Source organism: Shimia sp. MIT910701 (assembly GCF_047126315.1).
Classification (GTDB): domain Bacteria; phylum Pseudomonadota; class Alphaproteobacteria; order Rhodobacterales; family Rhodobacteraceae; genus Shimia.
Genome location: NZ_CP138953.1, coordinates 312,824 through 333,423, shown reverse-complemented (window position 1 = coordinate 333,423; position 20,600 = coordinate 312,824). Strand labels below are relative to the sequence as shown.

Annotated in this window: 21 protein-coding genes; 9 read left to right on the top strand and 12 right to left on the bottom strand. The window is 58.3% G+C overall.

Annotated elements, in window-relative coordinates; translation table 11 throughout:
- Nucleotides 1–43 precede the first annotated feature (43 nt).
- The gene (locus SIB38_RS01625; protein ID WP_294117129.1) at nucleotides 44–697 is read left to right on the top strand and encodes a GntR family transcriptional regulator; all 654 of its coding nucleotides are present in this window, start codon (nucleotides 44–46) and stop codon (nucleotides 695–697) included.
- A gap of 6 nt (nucleotides 698–703) precedes the next feature.
- Here SIB38_RS01625 and SIB38_RS01620 read toward each other — a convergent pair whose 3' ends face one another.
- The gene (locus SIB38_RS01620) at nucleotides 704–2,029 is read right to left on the bottom strand and encodes an MFS transporter (RefSeq protein WP_294117127.1); all 1,326 of its coding nucleotides are present in this window, start codon (nucleotides 2,027–2,029) and stop codon (nucleotides 704–706) included.
- A 125-nt stretch (nucleotides 2,030–2,154) separates the two neighbouring features.
- Between SIB38_RS01620 and SIB38_RS01615 the strand changes: the two genes are divergently transcribed.
- Nucleotides 2,155–3,138 (top strand): NAD(P)H-quinone oxidoreductase, encoded by a 984-nt coding sequence (locus SIB38_RS01615; protein WP_294117126.1) that lies wholly within the window; start codon nucleotides 2,155–2,157, stop codon nucleotides 3,136–3,138.
- 243 nt (nucleotides 3,139–3,381) lie between these two features.
- Here the strand turns inward: SIB38_RS01615 and SIB38_RS01610 are convergent, their stop codons facing one another.
- The 4 genes from SIB38_RS01610 to dgcN form a co-directional block, all read right to left on the bottom strand.
- Nucleotides 3,382–4,242, bottom strand: coding sequence for a D-amino-acid transaminase (locus tag SIB38_RS01610; protein ID WP_412551207.1), 861 nt, complete (start codon nucleotides 4,240–4,242; stop codon nucleotides 3,382–3,384).
- A 71-nt stretch (nucleotides 4,243–4,313) separates the two neighbouring features.
- On the bottom strand, nucleotides 4,314–5,066 hold the full coding sequence (locus SIB38_RS01605; protein WP_412551206.1) for a metallophosphoesterase family protein: 753 nt from the start codon (nucleotides 5,064–5,066) through the stop codon (nucleotides 4,314–4,316).
- A gap of 3 nt (nucleotides 5,067–5,069) precedes the next feature.
- Nucleotides 5,070–6,032: an N-acetyl-D-Glu racemase DgcA gene (gene dgcA / locus SIB38_RS01600; protein WP_294117120.1), complete on the bottom strand. Its 963-nt coding sequence runs from the start codon at nucleotides 6,030–6,032 to the stop codon at nucleotides 5,070–5,072.
- A gap of 122 nt (nucleotides 6,033–6,154) precedes the next feature.
- Nucleotides 6,155–7,156, bottom strand: a complete 1,002-nt coding sequence (gene dgcN, locus SIB38_RS01595; RefSeq protein ID WP_294117117.1) for an N-acetyltransferase DgcN — start codon at nucleotides 7,154–7,156, stop codon at nucleotides 6,155–6,157.
- A 336-nt stretch (nucleotides 7,157–7,492) separates the two neighbouring features.
- On the opposite strand from dgcN, the gene SIB38_RS01590 reads away from it, so the two are divergent.
- Nucleotides 7,493–8,452 (top strand): L-malyl-CoA/beta-methylmalyl-CoA lyase, encoded by a 960-nt coding sequence (locus SIB38_RS01590; protein ID WP_294117115.1) that lies wholly within the window; start codon nucleotides 7,493–7,495, stop codon nucleotides 8,450–8,452.
- A 75-nt stretch (nucleotides 8,453–8,527) separates the two neighbouring features.
- Here the strand turns inward: SIB38_RS01590 and SIB38_RS01585 are convergent, their stop codons facing one another.
- Entirely contained in the window at nucleotides 8,528–8,980 is a 453-nt protein-coding gene (locus SIB38_RS01585) for an Lrp/AsnC family transcriptional regulator (protein ID WP_294117114.1), read from the bottom strand.
- Nucleotides 8,981–9,052: 72 nt separating this feature from the next.
- On the opposite strand from SIB38_RS01585, the gene SIB38_RS01580 reads away from it, so the two are divergent.
- Nucleotides 9,053–9,664, top strand: a complete 612-nt coding sequence (locus SIB38_RS01580) for a LysE family translocator (protein WP_294117112.1) — start codon at nucleotides 9,053–9,055, stop codon at nucleotides 9,662–9,664.
- A 108-nt stretch (nucleotides 9,665–9,772) separates the two neighbouring features.
- Nucleotides 9,773–10,735: an acetyl-CoA carboxylase carboxyltransferase subunit alpha gene (locus tag SIB38_RS01575; protein WP_294117111.1), complete on the top strand. Its 963-nt coding sequence runs from the start codon at nucleotides 9,773–9,775 to the stop codon at nucleotides 10,733–10,735.
- Nucleotides 10,736–10,814: 79 nt separating this feature from the next.
- Here SIB38_RS01575 and SIB38_RS01570 read toward each other — a convergent pair whose 3' ends face one another.
- Nucleotides 10,815–11,507, bottom strand: a complete 693-nt coding sequence (locus SIB38_RS01570) for a COQ9 family protein (protein WP_412551205.1) — start codon at nucleotides 11,505–11,507, stop codon at nucleotides 10,815–10,817.
- Nucleotides 11,508–11,640: 133 nt separating this feature from the next.
- Between SIB38_RS01570 and rpsU the strand changes: the two genes are divergently transcribed.
- Together rpsU and SIB38_RS01560 are read left to right on the top strand one after the other, a co-directional pair.
- Complete coding sequence (rpsU, locus tag SIB38_RS01565) at nucleotides 11,641–11,847, top strand: 30S ribosomal protein S21 (RefSeq protein WP_005614280.1); 207 nt, start codon at nucleotides 11,641–11,643, stop codon at nucleotides 11,845–11,847.
- 144 nt (nucleotides 11,848–11,991) lie between these two features.
- Nucleotides 11,992–13,062, top strand: a complete 1,071-nt coding sequence (locus tag SIB38_RS01560) for an adenylate/guanylate cyclase domain-containing protein (RefSeq protein WP_294117109.1) — start codon at nucleotides 11,992–11,994, stop codon at nucleotides 13,060–13,062.
- 3 nt (nucleotides 13,063–13,065) lie between these two features.
- Here SIB38_RS01560 and SIB38_RS01555 read toward each other — a convergent pair whose 3' ends face one another.
- A complete protein-coding gene (locus SIB38_RS01555; protein WP_412551204.1) occupies nucleotides 13,066–15,138 on the bottom strand; it encodes a DEAD/DEAH box helicase in 2,073 nt (690 codons plus the stop codon).
- 258 nt (nucleotides 15,139–15,396) lie between these two features.
- Here SIB38_RS01555 and yghU point away from each other — a divergent pair, with 258 nt between their 5' ends.
- Together yghU and SIB38_RS01545 are read left to right on the top strand one after the other, a co-directional pair.
- Nucleotides 15,397–16,269: a glutathione-dependent disulfide-bond oxidoreductase gene (yghU, locus tag SIB38_RS01550; RefSeq protein ID WP_294117106.1), complete on the top strand. Its 873-nt coding sequence runs from the start codon at nucleotides 15,397–15,399 to the stop codon at nucleotides 16,267–16,269.
- Nucleotides 16,270–16,438: 169 nt separating this feature from the next.
- Nucleotides 16,439–17,077 (top strand): LysE family translocator, encoded by a 639-nt coding sequence (locus SIB38_RS01545; RefSeq protein WP_294117104.1) that lies wholly within the window; start codon nucleotides 16,439–16,441, stop codon nucleotides 17,075–17,077.
- A gap of 8 nt (nucleotides 17,078–17,085) precedes the next feature.
- Here SIB38_RS01545 and SIB38_RS01540 read toward each other — a convergent pair whose 3' ends face one another.
- The 4 genes from SIB38_RS01540 to SIB38_RS01525 form a co-directional block, all read right to left on the bottom strand.
- A complete protein-coding gene (locus SIB38_RS01540) occupies nucleotides 17,086–18,669 on the bottom strand; it encodes a GMC family oxidoreductase (RefSeq protein WP_412551203.1) in 1,584 nt (527 codons plus the stop codon).
- Nucleotides 18,670–18,742: 73 nt separating this feature from the next.
- The gene (gene sigJ, locus SIB38_RS01535) at nucleotides 18,743–19,621 is read right to left on the bottom strand and encodes an RNA polymerase sigma factor SigJ (RefSeq protein WP_294117102.1); all 879 of its coding nucleotides are present in this window, start codon (nucleotides 19,619–19,621) and stop codon (nucleotides 18,743–18,745) included.
- Nucleotides 19,622–20,158 (bottom strand): hypothetical protein, encoded by a 537-nt coding sequence (locus tag SIB38_RS01530; protein WP_294117100.1) that lies wholly within the window; start codon nucleotides 20,156–20,158, stop codon nucleotides 19,622–19,624. It abuts the gene before it with no gap.
- The gene (locus tag SIB38_RS01525; protein WP_294117098.1) at nucleotides 20,155–20,544 is read right to left on the bottom strand and encodes a hypothetical protein; all 390 of its coding nucleotides are present in this window, start codon (nucleotides 20,542–20,544) and stop codon (nucleotides 20,155–20,157) included. Before SIB38_RS01525 ends, SIB38_RS01530 begins: the two co-directional genes overlap by 4 nt.
- Nucleotides 20,545–20,600 lie beyond the last annotated feature (56 nt).

Sequence of the window (20,600 nt, the reverse complement as noted above, 5' to 3'; positions counted from 1 at the left end):
CCGCCGCATTGACCTTTCTGACGTTTGTGATCACAAAGACGGCATGATCCCATCCAGCCGTCAACCGCAAGACCAATCCGCCGCCGCTCATGACCGCGTCTACCGCGCGCTGCGCACCAGTATCATGTATGGTGAACTTGCACCCGGCGAGGCGCTCACCCTGCGCGGCATCGGCAAACAGTTCGAGGTTTCCATGACCCCGGCCCGCGAGGCCGTGCGCCGCCTGGTGGCCGAAGGCGCGCTGACGTTGTCCAACTCCGGACGGGTCGCCACGCCGGAACTCAGCAGCGAACGGCTCGAAGAACTTGCCGCCCTGCGGGCCCTGATCGAAGTCGAGCTTGCCAGCCGCGCCTTGCCGCGGGCCCATATGGCCCTGATTGACCGTCTTGTCGCGATCAACGGCACCGTGGCTGATGCCGTCAGCCGCCGCGACTCCGTGGGCTATATTCGCGCCAATCTCGAATTCCACCGCACGCTCTACTTGCGCGCCCAGGCCCCGGCGATGCTGGCCATGGCCGAAACCGTCTGGCTGCAATTGGGCCCCACCATGCGCGCGCTCTATGGCCGTTTGCGCCAAACAGAGCCGCCGCATTACCACCGCTTGATCATTGCGGCGCTCAAAGCCGGTGACGAACCCGGCCTGCGCCTCGCGGTGCGCTCTGACGTGACCCAAGGCCTGCGCCTGCTGGCGCGCTAACCCCACTTACCCTTGAGTGGGCCAAACCTGGTGCTCATCATCAATCACAAAGGCATGCGCATGTGTGCCATGGCCATGCGCCTTTAGATGAGGGTGATCTGCCGGCAAGTCTGGGTGGTCATGCGCCACTTCTTTTGGTGACGGCGTCCAGAGGGCATACCCAAGCACCGCGCTGGCAAGCCCCACCGCTCCAAGAACAAGTAGGGACACCGCCTGCGATCCTGCCGTGGCGCTCCAGCCAGCCAAAGGATAGGCCAACAGCCAGCATGCATGGCTCAGCGCAAACTGTGCGGTAAACACGGCGGTTCTGTCCTCCTCATTGGCAGAGCGCCGCAGCAGTCGCCCGGACGGGGTGAGAATTGCCGAATACAACATGCCGGTCAGCAGCCAAACGCCAAGGAGCAGTGGCCAGCTCAATGTGCCCATGGTCTGCATCACCAGTCCGTGGCCAACCGTCAAACCGGCCAACAAAACCGCACTGTTGCCTATGAGCATTCGGTCTGACAGCTGAGATAGCAATCTTGGCAAAACCAAAGCGGTGATCATGCTGCCTGTGCCAAAGGCCCCCATGGCAATGGCCAATCCGGTTTCGCCCATGCCGTAGCCATCCCGCACCAACACCACCGTGTTGACCAGCACATAGGCCACACAGGCTGAGGCGGTCATGTTAAACGCCAACAGGCCACGCAGACGTGGCGTGGCCAGATAGATCCAGCTGCCACGGGTAAGGCGCTCCCGGAACGGGCGCTCTTTGGACATTGGACGTTTGGGCAAACGCGTAGACAGAATCAACAGAGTGGAAATCAAAAAGCCTGCCGCCGTGCCAACAAACAGTCCGTGATAACTCATCACCAAAAGTAGGATGCCAGCCAAGGCAGGGGAGAGCAGGTTTTCGAGGTCATAGGCCAGACGGGACAAGGACAGCGCGCGGGTGTAATCTTCCTCGTCTTTTAGGATATCGGGGATGACGGCCTGAAACGTCGGCGTAAACACGGCCGAGGCGCTTTGAATCACAAAGATCAGCACATAAATCTGCGCCACTGTCTCCACAAAGGGCAAACATAGCGCCACGCCAAAACGAACCAAGTCCGCCCCAATCAGCACCGCACGGCGGGGGAATTTACTGACCGCAGCCGCAAGTACGGGTGCCAAGCCCACATAGGCCACCATCTTGATTGCATAGGCCGTGCCCAGCACAGCCCCTGCCGCAGGACCGGCCAATTCAAACGCCAAAAGTCCAAGTGCGATGGTCAGCAGCCCTGTTCCGGCCAATGCCACAATTTGGGCGGCAAACAACTTGGCAAAGGCGGGATGTGAAAGAATCTTTAGCATGCCTTCACACTATCCCCGATCCCTCAGATCGCAAGAGACCCAGTCGACGCGTCAGCGCGACAAAAGTGCCTGTTCCCCTATGCCTAGCCTCTGTTAGACAGAAGGCACATCACAGGGAGACCACCATGACACAGACCATGACTGCCGTTGAAATTTCAAAACCCGGTGCTGCGGATGTGCTCAAAACGGTGCAACGCCCGATCCCGACCCCCGGTCCCGGCGAGGTTCTGATCAAGGTGGCCTACTCCGGTGTGAACCGCCCGGACGTGCTGCAACGGGCCGGTCTCTATAATCCGCCGCCAAACGCGTCCGATCTGCCCGGTCTCGAAGCTTCTGGCTCCATTGCCGCTGTCGGAGCGGGGGTAAGTGAGTGGGCCGAAGGCGACGAAGTCTGCGCTCTGCTGCCCGGCGGCGGCTACGCCGAATATGTGCTGACACCGGCTGCGCATTGCCTGCCCGTGCCCAAAGGCATGGGATTGAAAGAGGCGGCCTGTCTGCCAGAGACCTTCTTCACCGTCTATTCCAACGTCTTCCAGCGTGGCGGTCTCAAAGCGGGTGAACGCTTTTTGGTGCACGGTGGCTCTTCTGGCATTGGCACAACCGCCATCCAGCTCGCCAATGCCTTTGGCGCGCGCGTCTTCACCACCGCAGGCTCTGACGAGAAATGCGAAGCCTGCCTAAAGCTTGGCGCAGAAAAGGCCATCAACTACCGCTCGGAGGACTTTGTCGATGTGCTGCGGGCTGAAGGCGGGGCCAACCTGATCCTCGATATGGTCGGCGGCGATTACCTGCCACGCAATGTGAAGGCCCTCGCCGATGACGGACGTCTGGTACAGATCGCCTTCCTGCAAGGCCCGCAAATCCAGCTCAACTTTGCCCATGTCATGATGCGCCGTCTGACCATCACCGGCTCCACTTTGCGCCCGCAAAGTGACCTTGCCAAAGCCAAAATCGCCGAAGCTCTTTTGGCGGATGTCTGGCCACTTCTGGAAAGCGGTCGTGTTGCCCCTGTGATGGACAGCGAATTTGCCCTCGCGGATGCCGTGGCGGCGCACCAACGCATGGAAAGCAGCGGCCACATCGGCAAAATCGTGATGAAAGTTGGGTAGTTAGCGAAGTCTGAATTGGCAAAGCAACCAATGGTTGACTTGAGAGGGAATCTCGGCGACCATTGGTTTACTCATTTAATTCATGCTGATTGCCACCACTCACCTAGCTTACAATCAGCATGCCATGCCCCGCTCACGGGACGCTTCGCGCTTTTGCTGTGATCTGCGCAGCCAAAAGACCACAAAAAAGGCCGGAGTGTTGCCACTCCAGCCCTTCCCATTTACTCGCGATCAGGCCGATCCTCAGATCGCCGCCTTCTTGCTCTCGTCCAGATAGATCTCACGCAGACGGGTCGCAATTGGCCCTGGTGTGCCATCTCCCAGCGCCACGCCGTCGATCTCCACGACCGGCATCACAAAGGCACTCGCCGAAGTGGTAAACGCCTCATCCGCGCCCTGCGCTTCCTCAACGGTGAACAGACGCTCTTCGATTTTCAGCTGCGCTTCAGCCGCCATCCGCAAAACCGCCTTACGGGTGATGCCATGCAGGATGTCGTTGCTCAGCGGACGGGTGACAATCACACCATCCTTCACAAAATACGCGTTGTTGGAGGTTCCCTCAGTCACATAGCCGTCTTCCACCAGCCAAGCGTCATCCGCACCCGCCTTTTTGGCCATCATCTTACCCATCGACGGATACAAGAGCTGCACGGTTTTGATGTCGCGACGGCCCCAGCGGATGTCCTCAATCGAGATGATCTTCGCGCCCTTCTTGGCCGCGGGGCTGTCCGCCAGGCCCGGTTTGTTCTGGGTAAACAGCACGATGGACGGGGGCGTGTCTTCAGACGGGAAGACAAAATCGCGGTCACCATCGCTGCCACGGCTGACCTGCAGATACACCAGACCTTCCACAATGCCGTTGTCCTCGACCAGCTTGCGGTGGATCGCCAGCAACTCGTCTTTGCTGCAAGGCTCTGCCATCTCCAACTCATCCAGCGAGCGCTTCAGACGTACAGCGTGGCCTTCAAAGTCGATCAGCTTGCCGTCCAGCACGGAGGTCACCTCATAGACCGCGTCCGCCATCAGGAAGCCCCGGTCGAAAATCGAAATCTTGGCGTCTTCTTCCGGCAGGTATTCGCCATTGACGTAAACAGTGCGGCTCATCGTGTGTCTCTCCTAGCAATCTGCTGCTTTGTCGGGTGCGCTGCACCACAGGTCAAGCGTGTTTCGAAATCTCAGGTCTCAAACCATCCGGTTTTCAACGGATGCGCCCAGTCTGAGCGGTTGTGCGCCTGCGCAAGCGTCACCATCCGGTTGGCGTCATAGGCCACCCGGTGCAGGGAGATGTTCCACCCATGGGGTCCGCGCTCCAACACCGCAAACCGCGCCGCTGGGTCACCACTTTGCACCACATGTGGCACCGGCGTGACGTCGTCATAGGCGGGCAGGCCAACGCTGCCGGGATTGAGCACCACTGCACCAGTCGCCAGTTGCACAATGCGCGGCAAATGCGTGTGACCACATAACAGTACCTGTGCCTCAACAGGCGCAGGGGTTGCCAATGCCGCCACCGCACACGCGCTGCGATCCACCAAATCCCCGTGCGACGTCACATCATGCAGCCAATAGGTCTCGTCACTGTCCGGCGTGCCATGGCAAAGGAAGACATCCTCCACCAAGGCTGTTGGCGGCAGCGCTGCAAGCCATTCCTTGTGGGCGTTCGTCAACTGTGCTGCCGCCACCGCATCCGACGGGCCCAGCGTCTCCGGGGGAGTCAAAAGATAGCGGTCATGGTTGCCGCGCACAGAAATCATATCATCCCACGCCATAAGCACATCCAGCGTTTCCGCTGCCGCCAAAGGCCCACTGGCGTGATCGCCAAGGTTAAGGATGCGGGAGCAACCCAGCCGGTCAATCTCGGCCAGCACCGCTCGCAATGCGTCCACGTTGCCATGGACGTCGGAAATCACCGCCCACCGGTCCGTCATGGCTTAGCCCCAAAGCGCCGCGCTGGGCGGATGCACGCCGTCTGCGTCAAAGGTTAGCGGCGTGTCGCGATCTTCGGCCAACAACAGCGGCCCGTCCAGATCGGTCACCATGGCGCCCTGAGCCACCAGTGTTGCCGGGGCCATCGCCAGCGAACTGCCGACCATGCAGCCGACCATCACCTTGTAGCCTTCCGCCAAGGCCGCTTCACGCAAGCGCAGCGCCTCGGTTAGACCGCCGGTTTTGTCGAGTTTGATGTTCACCACATCATATTTGCCCTTGAGCTTGGACAGGGTTGAGCAGTCATGCGCGCTCTCATCGGCACAGACAGGCACCGGGCGCTCCATGCCCAACAGGGCGTCATCGTCCCCAGCGGGTAGCGGTTGCTCCACAAGCGCCACACCCAGCCGCACCAGATGCGGCGCCAGATCGGCATAGACCTCGGCAGACCAGCCTTCATTGGCATCCACAATGATGGTGGATTTTGGCGCACCGGCGCGCACCGCTTCCAGACGCGCCATGTCATCCGGCGTGCCCAGTTTGATTTTCAACAAAGGCCGATGGGCATTCTTGGCCGCTTGGGCCTGCATCTCTGCCGGTTCTGCCAAAGATAGCGTGTAGGCGGTGATCTCCGGTCCCGGCTTCGGCAAGCCAGCCAACTCCCAAGCGCGCTTTCCGGCCTTCTTGCACTCCAGATCCCAGAGCGCACAGTCCAGCGCATTGCGGGCCGCGCCCGCAGGCAAAGTATACAGCCCTTCACGGGTCACCGGGCCTTTTACGCTTTCGATCAGCTGCGTGACATTCTCCAATGTCTCGCCATAGCGCGCATAGGGCACACATTCACCCCAACCTAAAAATCCGTCTTCCTCGACCTTCACGGTCAGAACTTTGGCTTCAGTGCGTGAGCCACGGGAAATGGTGAACACCTGCGCCAGTTTGAACACATCAGGGGTGACGGAAATTTGCATGGACAGCCTTTCAGGTCGCGCTTTTGCCATTTGACAGGCGTTCAGACGCGCCTGCCCATTTTCTTTTTGCCGGAAATATCCCGGGGGGCCGGGGGCAGCGCCCCCGGCTCGTTGTCGCAACGTTAAAGCGCTGAGAGTGCATCCACCAGCTTGCCCGCGCCAAAACGGAACGGGTCTGTGGCGGGCAGGCCCATATCGGCTTCAACCCGCGCCAGATAGGCTTTTGCCTCATCTTCCGCCATGTGCTGGGTGTTCACCGACACGCCCACAACCTGACAGGCCGGGTTGGCCACTTTGGCCAGCGGCAGCGCCAGATCGCGCAGCTCTTGCAGGCTGGGCTGCTGATACTCCGGCAGGCCACGCATGTGGTCGCGGGTTGGCTCGTGCGCCAGGATCAGTGCGTCCGGCTGGCCGCCGTGGATCAACGCCATGGTCACACCGGAGTAAGACACGTGGAACAGGCTGCCCTGACCTTCGATGTGGTCCCAGTGGTCCTCGTCATTGTCCGGCGTCAGCCACTCCACGGAGCCTGCCATAAAGTCGGCAATCACCGCGTCCAGCGGTACGCCGTCGCCGGTCACCAGAATGCCGGTCTGACCGGTGGCGCGGAAGGTGGATTTCATGCCCCGCTTGCGCATTTCCGCATCCATGCAGAGGGCGGTGTACATCTTGCCAACGGAACAATCAGTGCCCACAGCCAGCACGCGTTTGCCGCTGCGCTTCTTACCGTTGGCGATTGGATACTCGACTTCTGGAACCCGTACATCGTGCAGCTTCTGGCCGGTCGCCTCAGCCACCGCCACCAGATCCGGCTCGTCGCGCAGCAGGTTGTGCAGGCCGGAGGCCAGATCAAAACCCTCTTCCAGCGCCATCACTAGCACTTTTTTCCATTCGGGGGAAATCACGCCGCCACGATTGGCCACGCCAATCACCAGCGTTTTAGCACCCGCTTCGCGGGCTTCCACCAGACTCATGTCGGTCAGCCCCATATCGGCTTTGCAGCCTTCCATGCGGAATTGCCCTACGGCATTCTCTGGACGCCAGTCTTTGATGCCCTGCGCCACTTTGGCGGCCAGTTGGTCCGGTGCATCACCCAAGAACAGAAGGTATGGAGTTTCGATCATCGCGCGTCCTTTTCGTATCATCCCCAGTTAACGGACAAAGTTTATGCGCTGGGCGCCGGGTCAGGTTCTCAAATATTGCGTCTGTACATCATAGCATTGCAAATTTCTTCGAAAGAGACTTGGATTAACGAAAGAAATTTGCTGCATCCGCGAAAAATTCGCACCTCCGTGATACAGCTGCGATACCGACACAATACCGACGTGCCAAACCACGCATTTGCGCCGCAACGCAGCGAAATTAATGCCGCGTACGCACAATTCACTTGCGGTTAATCGCGCAACTTCCTAACAATCGGCGTCAGAAAAACGTAATATCCTTACTTAGAGAGTGACGTCATGAGCTTCCGACTTCAGCCTGCCGCCCCCGCCCGTCCCAACCGCTGCCAGCTGTTTGGCCCAGCGTCCAACACCAAGCTGTTTGCCAAAATGGCGGCGTCTGCGGCGGATGTGATCAACATCGATCTGGAAGATTCTGTGGCGCCATCGGACAAAGACATGGCGCGTGCGAATGCAATTGAGGCAATCAATTCAATTGATTGGGGCAAAAAGACCCTGTCGGTGCGCATCAACGGTCTGGACACGCCATACTGGTACCGCGACGTTGTTGATCTGTTGGAGCAGGCCGGTGAGCGTCTTGATCAGATCATGATCCCCAAGGTCGGTTGCGCCGAAGACATCTACGCCGTGGATGCATTGGTGACCGCGATTGAAGCCGCCAAAGGCCGCAAAAAGCGCATCGCGTTCGAAGTCATCATCGAATCGGCCGCCGGCATCGCCCACGTAGAAGCCATCGCCGCTGCTTCTCCAAGACTCGAAGCCATGTCCCTCGGCGCCGCCGACTTTGCCGCGTCCATGGGGATGCAGACCACAGGTATTGGTGGCACGCAGGAAAACTACTACATGTTGCATGAAGGCCAGAAACACTGGTCTGACCCATGGCACTGGGCGCAGGCCGCAATTGTGGCTGCCTGCCGCACCCACGGCGTGTTGCCGGTGGACGGTCCGTTTGGCGACTTCTCCGACGATGAAGGCTACATCGCGCAGGCCAAACGTTCTGCCACTTTGGGCATGGTTGGCAAATGGGCAATCCACCCAAAACAGATCGCGCTGGCCAACGAGGTGTTCACCCCATCTGACGAAGCGGTCAATGAAGCGCGTGAGATCCTTGCTGCGATGGAACAGGCCAAAGCCAACGGCGAAGGCGCCACTGTCTATAAAGGCCGCTTGGTCGATATTGCGTCCATCAAACAAGCCGAAGTGATCGTGGCACAAGCGGAATTGATCGCGGCAGGCTAACTGTAAGGCCCTGATAAGAATATAGAAGCGCCCGTGACTTTTGAATTCGCGGGCGTTTTTATTTGGCAAAATCGCTTAGGCGCGCTCGTCTTTTGGCGAACCCATCACCACATAGCTGGTAATCGAATGTACCTGTTCGACCGTGCCCAGAACCTCGGTATGGAAGCGCTTATAAGACGGCAAATCTGCCGCCTCTACCCGAAGCAGATACTCCACCTGCCCAGTGATGTTGTGACACTCCCGCACCTCCGGGGCTAGCGCCATCGCCCGCTCAAACGCCAATTGTGAGTCCTTGGTGTGTTTGTTTAAGCCCACAGTGATGTAGGCCACAAACCCTGTCCCCAAGGCCGCCCTGTCCAGAACCGCGCGATAGCCAGTGATAATCCCGGTCTTCTCTAGCGCGGCAACGCGCCGCAAACAGGCAGAGGGGGACAGCCCCACTTTCTCTGCCAAAGCCAGGTTGCTCATACGCCCGTCCTTGGAGAGTTCACGCAATATGTGTTCGTCAATTTGATCAAGCGCCGTCATAAGTTGTGAATTTATCTGTCTTGCGCACAAAAACGCAACTCAAATGCGCGAGCTTTGCGTCACGCTTGGTCCATGACTTACGATATCCTGACCGCTCTTCTCCTGTTTGCCTTTGTGTCCTCGATCACTCCGGGACCAAACAATCTTATGCTCATGGCCTCTGGTGCCAACTTCGGCTTTGCACGCACGATCCCACATATGCTTGGCGTCGGCATTGGCTTTGTGGTCATGGTGGCTTTGGTCGGCGTAGGGTTGATGCAGGTGTTTGACAGTTATCCCATTGCGCACACAGTTTTGGCGGTCGCGTCAGTGACTTACCTGCTGTGGCTGGCTTGGAAAGTCGCCAATGCGGGGGCGCCCGAGGAGGGCGAAGGCACGGGTGGCACACCGATGACCTTCTTGCAGGCGGCGGCCTTCCAATGGGTCAACCCAAAGGCCTGGACTATGGCGCTCACCGCAGTCACGCTCTACGCTCCAGATCGCTCACTGACGGCGGTACTTCTGGTCGCTGCTGCCTTTGGTGCGGTGAACTTGCCCTGTGTCTCCAGCTGGACCGTCTTGGGGCAGCAAATGCGGCGGCTCCTGACCTCTCCCGCGCGTTTAACTGCCTTCAACTGGACCATGGCAGGCTTGCTTGTCCTGTCGCTCTATCCCGTTGTGGCGCCCATGGTTTCGGCAGGCTAACGCCGCGCTTTGATGTCTAATGTGGCGCGGCTTTGTGCGCTTCCCGTTGCAATTACCCAAAGTCACCGTCATATAGCCTTGTCAAGAAACCAGTGTGTGGAGTGCACAATGACCAACTATCTCGACTTCGAAAAACCGCTCGCAGAGATTGAGGGCAAAGCCGAAGAACTGCGGGCGCTTGCGCAGCAGAACGAAGAGATGGATGTCAAAGACGAAGCCGCCGCGCTGGACCGCAAAGCAGCGGAGTTGCTTGAAGAGCTTTACAAAGACTTGACCCCTTGGCGCAAATGCCAGGTCGCGCGCCACCCGGACCGTCCGCACTGCCGCGACTATATCAACGAGCTGTTCACCGATTATACCCCTCTGGCGGGGGACCGGAACTTTGCCGATGACCTCGCCGTCATGGGCGGCCTTGCGCGTTTCAACGATCAGCCGGTTGTGGTGATTGGTCAGGAAAAAGGCCATGACACCAAGTCGCGGATTTCCCACAACTTTGGCATGGCCCGTCCGGAAGGCTACCGCAAGGCAGTGCGCCTGATGGAAATGGCCAACAAATTTGGCCTGCCAGTTGTAACGCTGGTGGACACTGCTGGTGCTTACCCGGGTAAGGGTGCTGAGGAACGCGGCCAATCTGAGGCCATCGCGCGTTCAACAGAGATGTGTCTGCAAATTGGCGTGCCGTTGATTTCCGTGATCATCGGTGAAGGTGGCTCCGGTGGCGCCGTGGCCTTTGCCACCGCCAACCGCGTCGCGATGTTGGAGCACTCGGTGTACTCCGTGATCAGCCCTGAAGGCTGTGCGTCGATCCTGTGGAAAGACAGCACCAAGATGCGCGAAGCGGCTGAAGCGTTGCGAGTGACTGCGCAGGATCTGGAGCAGCTGGGCGTTGCCGACCGTGTGATCGCAGAACCCATGGGTGGCGCGCATCGTGATCGTCAGGCCACCATGAAGAGTGTGGCTTCGGCGATTGAGACCATGCTGGGCGAGTTGAAAGACATGTCCAAAGAAGATCTTGTGGCCAACCGCCGCAAGAAGTTCCTCAACATCGGTTCCAAAGGTCTGGCTGCCTAGGGTCACGCGAGACCAAGAAATACTCGCTGGAATTCAGAGGGGGCTTTGGCCCCCTTTTCTTTTTGAAAGCACAGGTAGCTTAGCTGCCTTTCTGTCCCCAATGACCCGGCATGTTGCCCGGAATCGTGGGCGCGCGCAGCTTGGAGAGCGCGCCAAGCGGTCCGGACATCATTTTGCCAACCGGGCTGTTGTTGAACTGCGCTTTGGTTTTTTCAAACTGCATCACATTCTCGATGCGCCGATCCAAAAACGCCCAGGTGGCGGTATGGCCGTCGCTGTCATCGCCAAGCCAATAAAGCACCGTTGCGGAGTAAACCGCGGACAAGGTTGCGCGCTTAGAGTACCAATTGAAGTCTTGTGACGTGTCGCCAATTGCCGTCCAAATCGCATCGGCTGTGCCCCAGATCAGCTGCGCGCCGGTCGCCGCATATTGGGGCAGGGCAAACAACGTGCTACCCCGACGCAAAATTTCCCGATCCGGGCAGAGTTCTAATCGCGTGCGGACGGCAAAGGTGATCTTTTCCCGAATTTTCATCTCGGCAAGCGTCGCATCCGTCAGGGCCGCCACCATCTGAGAATCACCGCGTTTGTGGTAAGCGACAGCCAAGTCCACGGCGCCCCGCGGGCAAAGCGCTTTGGCCACGGCCGGGTCGACGCCGCTGTCGGCGATGGCGGCCTGAAAGCTTGCATCAGACCAGCCATCAAACGGCACATGCATCTCTGCGGCCTCAAGAAGTTGGCTTTTGATATCGGTGTGGGCGGTGTCTGACATGGAAGCTCTCCGGCGCTGTGAAACAAGCTCTGTTGCACTGACTACGATACTAGACAAACTTTGGACCCTTTGCTATACGGCGGCCTCCTGCAATTTCATTGCAACTCAAACTTAGAAAGGTGGTGAAAACCACATGCAGGTTAGTGTTCGTGACAACAATGTCGATCAGGCGCTTCGTGCCCTGAAGAAAAAGCTGCAGCGTGAAGGCGTCTTCCGCGAAATGAAGCTCAAGCAACATTTCGAAAAGCCGTCCGAGAAAAAAGCGCGCGAGAAGGCTGAAGCGATCCGCCGTGCCCGTAAACTGGCACGTAAGAAAGCACAGCGTGAAGGTTTGCTCTAAGCACACCTTTCCAGCTTTGGACACAAGAATTGACGACCCCCGAGGCCTGGCTTCGGGGGTTTCTCTTTTGTTGTAGCGACGGAATTTGTGCTTACATGCGTTGAGGTCGCATAGACGGCACTCCAAAACGGGACGGGAAGTAAGATGAGGCGCACCTTTGGGTCGTTTGTGTTTGTGCTGGTGGCGGGTGCCATCATTGGCGCGCTCTATGGCCTCATGATGAATGAGATCCTCGACCGCAATTGGGGGTTAAAAGCGCCTATACGCGGGGCTGTGCGAGGCATGGTGGTGGCCTCTGTGGCCGTAGTGCTGGAGGTCTGGATCAGCAACAGCGCCATTGGCCGTTGGCAGCGCAGCCTGAAGTTCCGTCGGGGCGTGGCGCTGCGTGTCATTATCACCTGCCTTATCATCTACGTCGCGCTGGCAAGCTCTCACCTGGTTCTGATTGGCGACCGGGAAATCTACCTTCAGTGGTTTCAGAACGGCTTTGCACCAGATTTCCTGTTTGCGCTGGGCGCCGGTGTGGTCATTCAGGTGATGCTGCAGGCGCGTCGCCTGATTGGTGGCCGGACACTGACCTACTTCCTGTTGGGGCGCTATGCGCGCCCTACAGAGGAACGGCGGATCTTTGTGTTGGCTGACCTGAAAGACTCCACGGCCATCACCGAAAAACTCGGAGATCAGAAGGCGCTGGAGCTCATCACGGGTGTTTTTCTGGATATTGATGCGGCGATCAAACGCAACCGCGGTGTGATCCACAACTACGTTGGTGATGAGATCATCATGAGTTGGCGGGACCGTGGTCCAGACGGTAATATGCCGTTGCTGCAATGTATTGATGAAATTTTTCAGACCCTCTCCGTGCGACAAGCGCACTACCTCAAGAAATACGGCGTGGCACCAACATTGCGGCTCGGGATCGCGGGCGGCCCGGTGGCGGTTGGCGAATGTGGTTGGGAAAAGCGCCAGGTGGTCTACATCGGCGATACGATCAACAAAGCCAAACGCATGCAGGAAGCCTGCAAACGCCATGATCTGTCTGTGATTTTGGATGCGGAAACCGCGCGCGGGATCACCATGCCAATGGGGATCGGCATTGCGGCGGTCGAAGAGGCCACGCTACGCGGCCGTGCCGAGGCGACCAAGATGCTGACGTTGACGGGACCTGACGGAAACGCGCTGGAGGCGCTTCCGTCACTGCCTGTGCCTGCTTAAGGCCTATTTGCCCGACTTGCCTTTGGCCGCTGCTTTAGCAGCAGCTGCACGGGCTTTGTTTTTCTTGCTGTTCGCTTTGCCTTTTGGCGGTGGTGGGCCTTTAGGCTTGCGGCTTGGCTTTGCCTCGCTCAAGGCACCATCCGCCATGGCGCGACGACGTGGGGCTGCATCCCCACCAGACTCACCGCCGCGTGGCTTGCCGTTTTTTGGTGCAGCCTTGGGCTTTTTCTTGCGTGGGGCCGGGTCATCGTTCCACTCAACGGGTGGCGTGGATTTGGCGGATTTTTTGCCCTTGGCCGGCGCATAGTCCGATTTTTCATCGAATTTTTTGCTTTTCGGCTTGTCAAAAGACGGCTTGTCGTCGGCAAATTTGTCGCCCCGAGGCCGCTCAAACTTGTCTTTTTCGAACTTGCCTTTGCCGCGATGCGGTTTGCGGTCATCCCGACGCGGGCCTTTTCCTTTGTTAAAAGGTTTCTTGCCGCTGTCGCCGCGTGGACCGCGCTCCAGAACAGGCTCTTTGTCCATCTGGGCCAGCTTTGCGCCCTCTTCGAGGGTCATCTTTGGCCCAATTGCGTTCAGGAACCCAGCTACGCTGGTTTCCAGGACCTGCACGTAGCTTTCGTCCTGATTGATGCGGATTGCGCCAATGTCGTCTTTGGTTAGATCGCCCATTTTGCACAGCATGGGCAGCAGGCGACGTGGCTCCGCACCCGCCTTACGGCCACCGGAAATGGAGAACCAAACGGACGGTCCAAAATCTTTACGCGGCGCCGGTTTTGCATCAGATGCAGCAATCTCTTCTGGTGCAGAATGTTTGGAATTGTAAAGGCGCAGGTAAGCAGTGGCGACTTGCTCCGCGCTAAATGTGCCAAGCAAAGATTCAATAAGAGGCTTTTCGTTAACTGTTGGCGCCTCAGCCCAATCCGGATCGGCAAACATCCGTCCCTGATCCTGCGCGGAGACTTCTTCGGCAGATGGCGCGCCGGACCACTCCGCTTCAAGCTTGGCCCACCGCAACAAACGCTCTGCTTTCTTGCGCGACTTGCGGGTCACGATCAGGGCGGACACGCCTTTGCGACCAGCGCGACCCGTCCGGCCAGAGCGGTGCAACAAAGTCTCGTGGTTGTTGGGCAGTTCTGCGTGCACCACCAGATCAAGGTTTGGCAAATCGATGCCACGTGCGGCCACATCGGTGGCCACACAAACCCGCGCGCGGCCATCACGCATGGCTTGCAGCGCGTGGGTGCGCTCAGATTGGCTCAATTCACCGGACAAGGACACCACCTGAAAGCCGCGGTTGGACAGACGGGTGGTGATCCGGGCCACCATGGCGCGGGTGTTGGCAAAGACAATCGCATTGGGCGCTTCGTAAAAGCGCAGCGTGTTGATCACAGCGTTTTCCGCATCCCGATCCATAACGGTCATCGCGCGATATGTAATGTCGGCGTGCTGTTTCTGCTCGGATTTGGTTTCCACGCGAATTGCGTCGCGCTGATAGTTCTTTGCCAGCTGCGCGATCATTTTTGGTACAGTGGCGGAGAACAAAAGCGTCTGGCGCTCTTCTGGCACCTGCTCAAGAATGAACTCCAGCTCTTCGCGGAAGCCGAGGTCCAGCATTTCGTCCGCTTCATCGAGCACAACCGCGCGCACGTCCAGCAGGTCGATCGATCCACGATCGATGTGATCGCGCAGACGGCCCGGCGTAGCAACAACGATATGTGCGCCGCGAGCCAAAGCACGGCGTTCGTCACGCATGTCCATCCCCCCCACACAGGAGGCGACCCGCGCGCCCGCTGCGGCGTACAGCCAAGTCAACTCGCGTTTGACCTGCAACGCCAGCTCACGTGTTGGTGCGATGATCAGGGCCAGCGGGGCCGCTGCTTCATCAAAGGCTTCGGCGTCGCCAAGCAGGGTGGTCGAGATGGCGAGACCAAAGCCTATGGTCTTGCCGGAACCGGTTTGCGCGGAGACCAACAGGTCTTTGCCGGTCAACTCAGGGTTCATGACCGCTTCTTGAACTTGCGTCAGCTTGTCATAGCCCTTGGCGTCCAGGGCTGTTTGGATGGCTTGTTTCACAGTGATGTCTACTTTTGTCAGAGAAGTGCCAGCGTGACGGCGTCGGCGGGCTCCCTCAAACTCTGAACCGCTCTCAACATCATATGTGGCAAGAAGCGCTGCGTTTAGCTTAGTTTTGCGCACATGTATAGACCTGTACCCAAAAGCGTTAACAGGGATGTGAGCAGAAACTTTCTAACAATCTGCGCCACACGGTTTGAAACCGCGCCAAAAGTCTTAAGTTAACGCAAACGCAATTCACACACAGGGCTTGAAACGATGACCGAGAGCTACACTCCCCCCAAAGTCTGGACATGGGATTCCGAAAGCGGCGGCAAATTTGCCAGCATCAACCGCCCCATCGCCGGGCCAACCCACGACAAAGATCTGCCGCGCGGTGAGCATCCCTTCCAACTCTATTCCTTGGCGACGCCCAACGGTGTGAAAGTTACGGTGATGTTTGAGGAGCTTCTGGAAGCCGGTCACAAAGGCGCCGAGTATGACGCCTATCTGATCAACATTGGCGACGGTGATCAATTCTCCTCCGGTTTTGTCGATGTGAACCCCAACTCCAAAATCCCGGCGTTGATGGATCTCAGCGGCGATAAGGAAGTGCGCGTGTTTGAGAGCGGCGCGATCCTGCTGCACCTGGCCGAGAAGTTTGACGTGTTCCTGGGCCCGAAAGAAAACCGCGCCGAGATGATCAGCTGGCTGTTCTGGCAGATGGGCAGCGCGCCCTATTTGGGTGGCGGCTTTGGCCATTTTTACGCGTACGCGCCGGAGAAATGGCAGTACCCGATTGATCGCTTTGCCATGGAAACCAAGCGCCAGTTGGATGTGTTGGACCGTCAATTGGCCGACAACACCTACATCTCCGGCGAAGCGTATACCGTGGCTGATATCGCGATCTGGTCCTGGTATGGGCAACTGGTACTTGGACGGCTTTATGAGGCGGCAGAGTTCCTCGATGTGGCCAGCTACAAAAACGTGGTGCGTTGGGCGGAAGCGATCGATGCGCGCCCCGCGGTGAAACGTGGCCGCATGGTCAACCGCGCTTGGGGTGAGCTTTCTGAGCAATTGCGCGAGCGCCACGCGGCGGAGGACTTCGACACCCGCACGCAAGACAAGCTCGAGCCGGAAGCCGCAGAGTAGTTGGCGCTGCCCCCGTCACATCGATGATGTGACTCCCCCGAGATATTTGGGGAATGAGAAAGCAGAACGCCGCCCGTTTGGCGCGGCGTTTTTTGTTTTGGGTACAATGCTTGTGTTGAGCGGGCCGCGGTTTGGCGTCAGGTTTCTGACAACGTCGCAGGAGAGCCCGATGAGCATCACCGAAATTCTGACCTTTGCATTTGTGGCAAGTTTGCTGGTGATGTCGCCAGGTCCCAATGGGGTTCTGATTGCCAAGACTGTGCCAACTTCGGGCCGGGCGGCGGGATTTGCCAATGTTGCTGGATTTGTGGCGGCGTTTTATGGCCACGGCGCCTTGTCTGTGTTGGGGATTTCGGTCCTGTTGGTGCAGTCGGCGGTGGCGTTTTCCATCGTGAAGTTTTTGGGCGCGGCTTACCTGTGTTGGATCGGGGTTAAGGCGCTTTGGGCGGCTTGGCGCAGTGTCGAAACAGCGGCGGGCGTGGCGCCTTCGCAAAACAAACGCACGCTTTGGAAAGCTTTTGGCGAGGGTGTTCTCACCAATGGGCTTAATCCGAAGGTGTCGATGTTTTATCTGGCTGCATTTCCTCAGTTCCTAACGGTCGGCGATGCCTCGGCCTCTGCCGCTTTTACTTTGGTTACGGTGCACGCGGCCATCAATGCGCTGTGGTTCACGGCTATGGTCCTGTTGTTTGCGCAGCTCACGCAGGCCGCGCGTAGTGGGCAGTTTCAGCGGTGGCTAAAAGGCGTGACGGGCGCGGTGTTTGTTGGCTTTGGTGTAAAGCTAGCGACGCTGCGTGCCAGATTCTGAGGGGCTTCCTATCGCGCCGCCAGCATCATTTCGGCGGCTTTTTCACCGATCATAATGCACGGCGAGTTGGTGTTGCCGCTGGTGATCTTTGGCATCGCTGAGGCATCGACCACACGAAGTCCGCTCAGACCACGTAAGCGCAAATCTGCATCCAATGGTGCGCTGGGCTCACTGCCCATCCGCACGGTGCCTACGGGGTGAAATATCGTTGTGCCGATGTCGCCCGCCGCCTGTGCCAACTCTGCGTCGTCTTGCGCGGCGAGGCCGGGCTTCATTTCCTCTGGCGCATATTTGGTCATGGGCCCTTGCGCCATGATGCTGCGGGCCTGACGGATCGCTGCCACCGCGGTTGCGCGATCTCCTTCCGTGGAAAGATAGTTGGGCGCAATCTTGGGTGCCACAGCGGCGTCCGGTGAGGTAATTTCCACCGTGCCACGACTCTCGGGGCGCAAATTGCACACGCTGGCGGTCATGGCTGGGAAGTCATGCAGAGGTTGGCCAAAGGCTTCCAACGACAGCGGTTGCACGTGATATTCAAGGTCCGCTGTTGCCACATCCGGGCGGGATTTGGTGAAAGCGCCCAGCTGGCTTGGCGCCATTGACATGGGACCGCTGCGCTTTAACAGGTATTCCATGCCAATCTTGGCTTTGCCAAACAGCGAGTTCGCCATGGTATTGAGAGTTTTTGCGCCGGTGAGTTTCCATGCGCAGCGCAGTTGCAAATGGTCTTGCAGATTGCGGCCAATCTCCGGCTGATCCAGCTGCACATCGATTCCATGTTTTTGCAGCAGGGCCCCCGGTCCGATGCCGGAAAGCTGCAGGATTTGAGGTGAGTTCACCGCACCCGCAGAGAGCACAACTTCGCCGCCACACTTGGCTTGCTGCAGGGTGCCGTTCTGTCGGTACTCCACGCCCACAACTTTGCCATCTTCGATCAGCAGACGTGTTGTATGCGCGTGGGTTTCGACCTTCAGCTGGCCATCTTTCTGCGGGCGCAGAAAGGCCTTGGCGGTGTTCCAGCGAAACCCACGATGTTGATTGACTTTAAAGTAGCCCACGCCTTCGTTGTCGCCGCCGTTGAAATCATCCGTGCGCGGCACACCCGCCGCTTCCGCCGCAGCCATCCAATCGTCTAACACATCCCAGCGCAGGCGCTGATTGTTCACATGCCAGGGGCCGCCTGCACCATGCAGATCAGACTCGCCCTCCATGTAGTCTTCAGATTTTTTGAACAGCGGCAGCACATCTTCCCAGGACCATCCCGGCAAGCCCATCTGGCGCCAGCCATCATAATCGGCGGCCTGTCCGCGCAGGTACAACATGCCGTTTATGGACGAACAGCCGCCCAAAACCTTGCCGCGCGGGTAAAGCAATTGCCGTCCGTTCAAACCTGCATCCGGTGCGGTTTTGTACATCCAGTCAGTGCGCGGATTGCCGATACAGTAGAGGTAGCCCATCGGGATGTGAATCCAGTGATAGCTGTCTTTGCCTCCGGCCTCCAAAAGCAGAACGCGCCGCCCAGCCTCTGCCAGTCGTGCCGCAACAACACAGCCTGCGCTTCCTGCGCCCACCACGATGTGATCCCAGTCCATTTGTGCTCTCTCCTCGCTCCAGCATCGAGAAAAGAGCGAAGCTGAGACCATGTCAAACACATTTGTCTGACATTTAAGCGTTGGACGGAAGTACGCGTAATTTTTCAGGGTTGCGCATCACGTAAATCCAATGGGTTGCGCCGGTTTTGTCGGGCAGGACCAGCGTCAATGTGTCCAGAACACCGTCCACGTATCGCGCCACGGCGGGTTGCCGGTTCGCCGTGACTTGTGCAAACCGTACGTTTGACAGCTCTTTGGATTTTTCCATGACAGCTTGCGTGACCGTCATAATATCGGCTGGTCCAAATAGGACGCGGAAGGCCGCCGAGGCTTTTCCGCCGCCATCGGTGATCGCTATGGCGTCTTCCGACAGGACTTTGATGGCTTGGGCGTGGTCCTGTGCCGCGGCAAAGAAAAACCGCTCAGCCGCTTTGGCCGCGTCCTCGGCGCTGACATCAAACCTCGGCCCGCTGGTTTGCAACCGCTTGTGTGCTCGGCTGACCATTTGGCGGCACGCAGCCTCGGATTTGCCCAGAGTTTTGGCAATCTCGGCGTAGTCTGCGTCAAACGCCTCGCGTAACACAAACGCGGCGCGCTCTGTGGGTGCCAGTCGCTCCATTGCCCAAAGCAAGGCCAACTCACACTCTTGTGCCAATTGAAATTGGCTTTCCGTGGAGGGGCCATGCTCCGAGATGATCGGTTCCGGCAGCCACGGACCAACATAGCTTTCCCGTCGGACGCGTGCAGATTTCAATGTGTCCAGCGCAATGTTGGTCGCCACGCGGCGCAGCCAGGCGCTTGGGTTCTCGATTGCGGGTACGTCTGAGGCGGCAAACCGCAGCCAGGCTTCCTGCACCACATCTTCAGCGGCGCTGACTTCGCCCAACATACGATACGAGATCGACAGGAGCGCAGGGCGCTCCCGTTCAAAGACTGCTGTGTTGGGATCCATCTAGACCGCCACCTTTCCGACCCGTCCGTTTACCACAAGCTGCTGACAGGCATGTCCGTCCCCCAGCCCGCGTTTGAAGACCGGATAAAACCGTCCGGACCCAGCTGCGAAACTGGCGGCAATGACAGCTTGGTCGCCAAATCGCTGCCGAATGCGGTCGCCAAATGTGTTAGGCTCATAAGAGCCGGAAATGGCATGATGGGCAAATTGAAACCCCAAACCAACGTCACCGGCCTCATCAAACCGGCCCTCCATGGCGGCAAGCAGCTGATCCCCATCCACGCCCTCTTCGAGCGCAAAAGAGACCACTAGTTGACCACATGGCCCGCAGTCTCCGTCCAAGGTAGAGGCCAGCAGCGCCCCGGCCCAGACGGCACGAGCTTCCTCCGGTCCTTTGTACTGCGTGACCATCGGCAGAAAGGTCAGTGCCAATCCGGCCTTTGTCGAGGCGTCGATCACCTCGTGCATATAGGTAACATCATAGTCGTATTTCTTGCCAAAGCTGCGGGTGCCAGAATGGAGTAGCGTGCGGATCATGCCTGTGCTCCCTCTTGTTTGAGTTTAGACGCTGCAAAAAGGGCCATCCACGCCGGAACTTGAATTCCAAGTAAGTTTGTCAAGGCAATCACGTCCACCGCAGTGTTGCGATGCGCGATCCAAATCCAGATGTGGAAGACGGCATGCAAGCAGGGCCATGCAGCACCAAACATTGCCAATCGGTGGTCATTTAGTCTGGCCGCAGCCACTAGAGCCAAAGATGAGACCAAAAAAGCTAGGGCAACATCTTTGATGAAGTGGCTATTGAAGGGGCCGGTTTGGGCAACTCCTGGAACGGTGTCATACCAAGCAATAGGGGCAGTCCACATAAATTCCGCGTTGATTAGGAAGTATGCTGACAGCCCTAAAAGTAAGGGGTGGTTCATTACTGGTCTCCTAGATGTTTCTAAGGAGACGACACAGCCCGTCGATTTGTGACAGC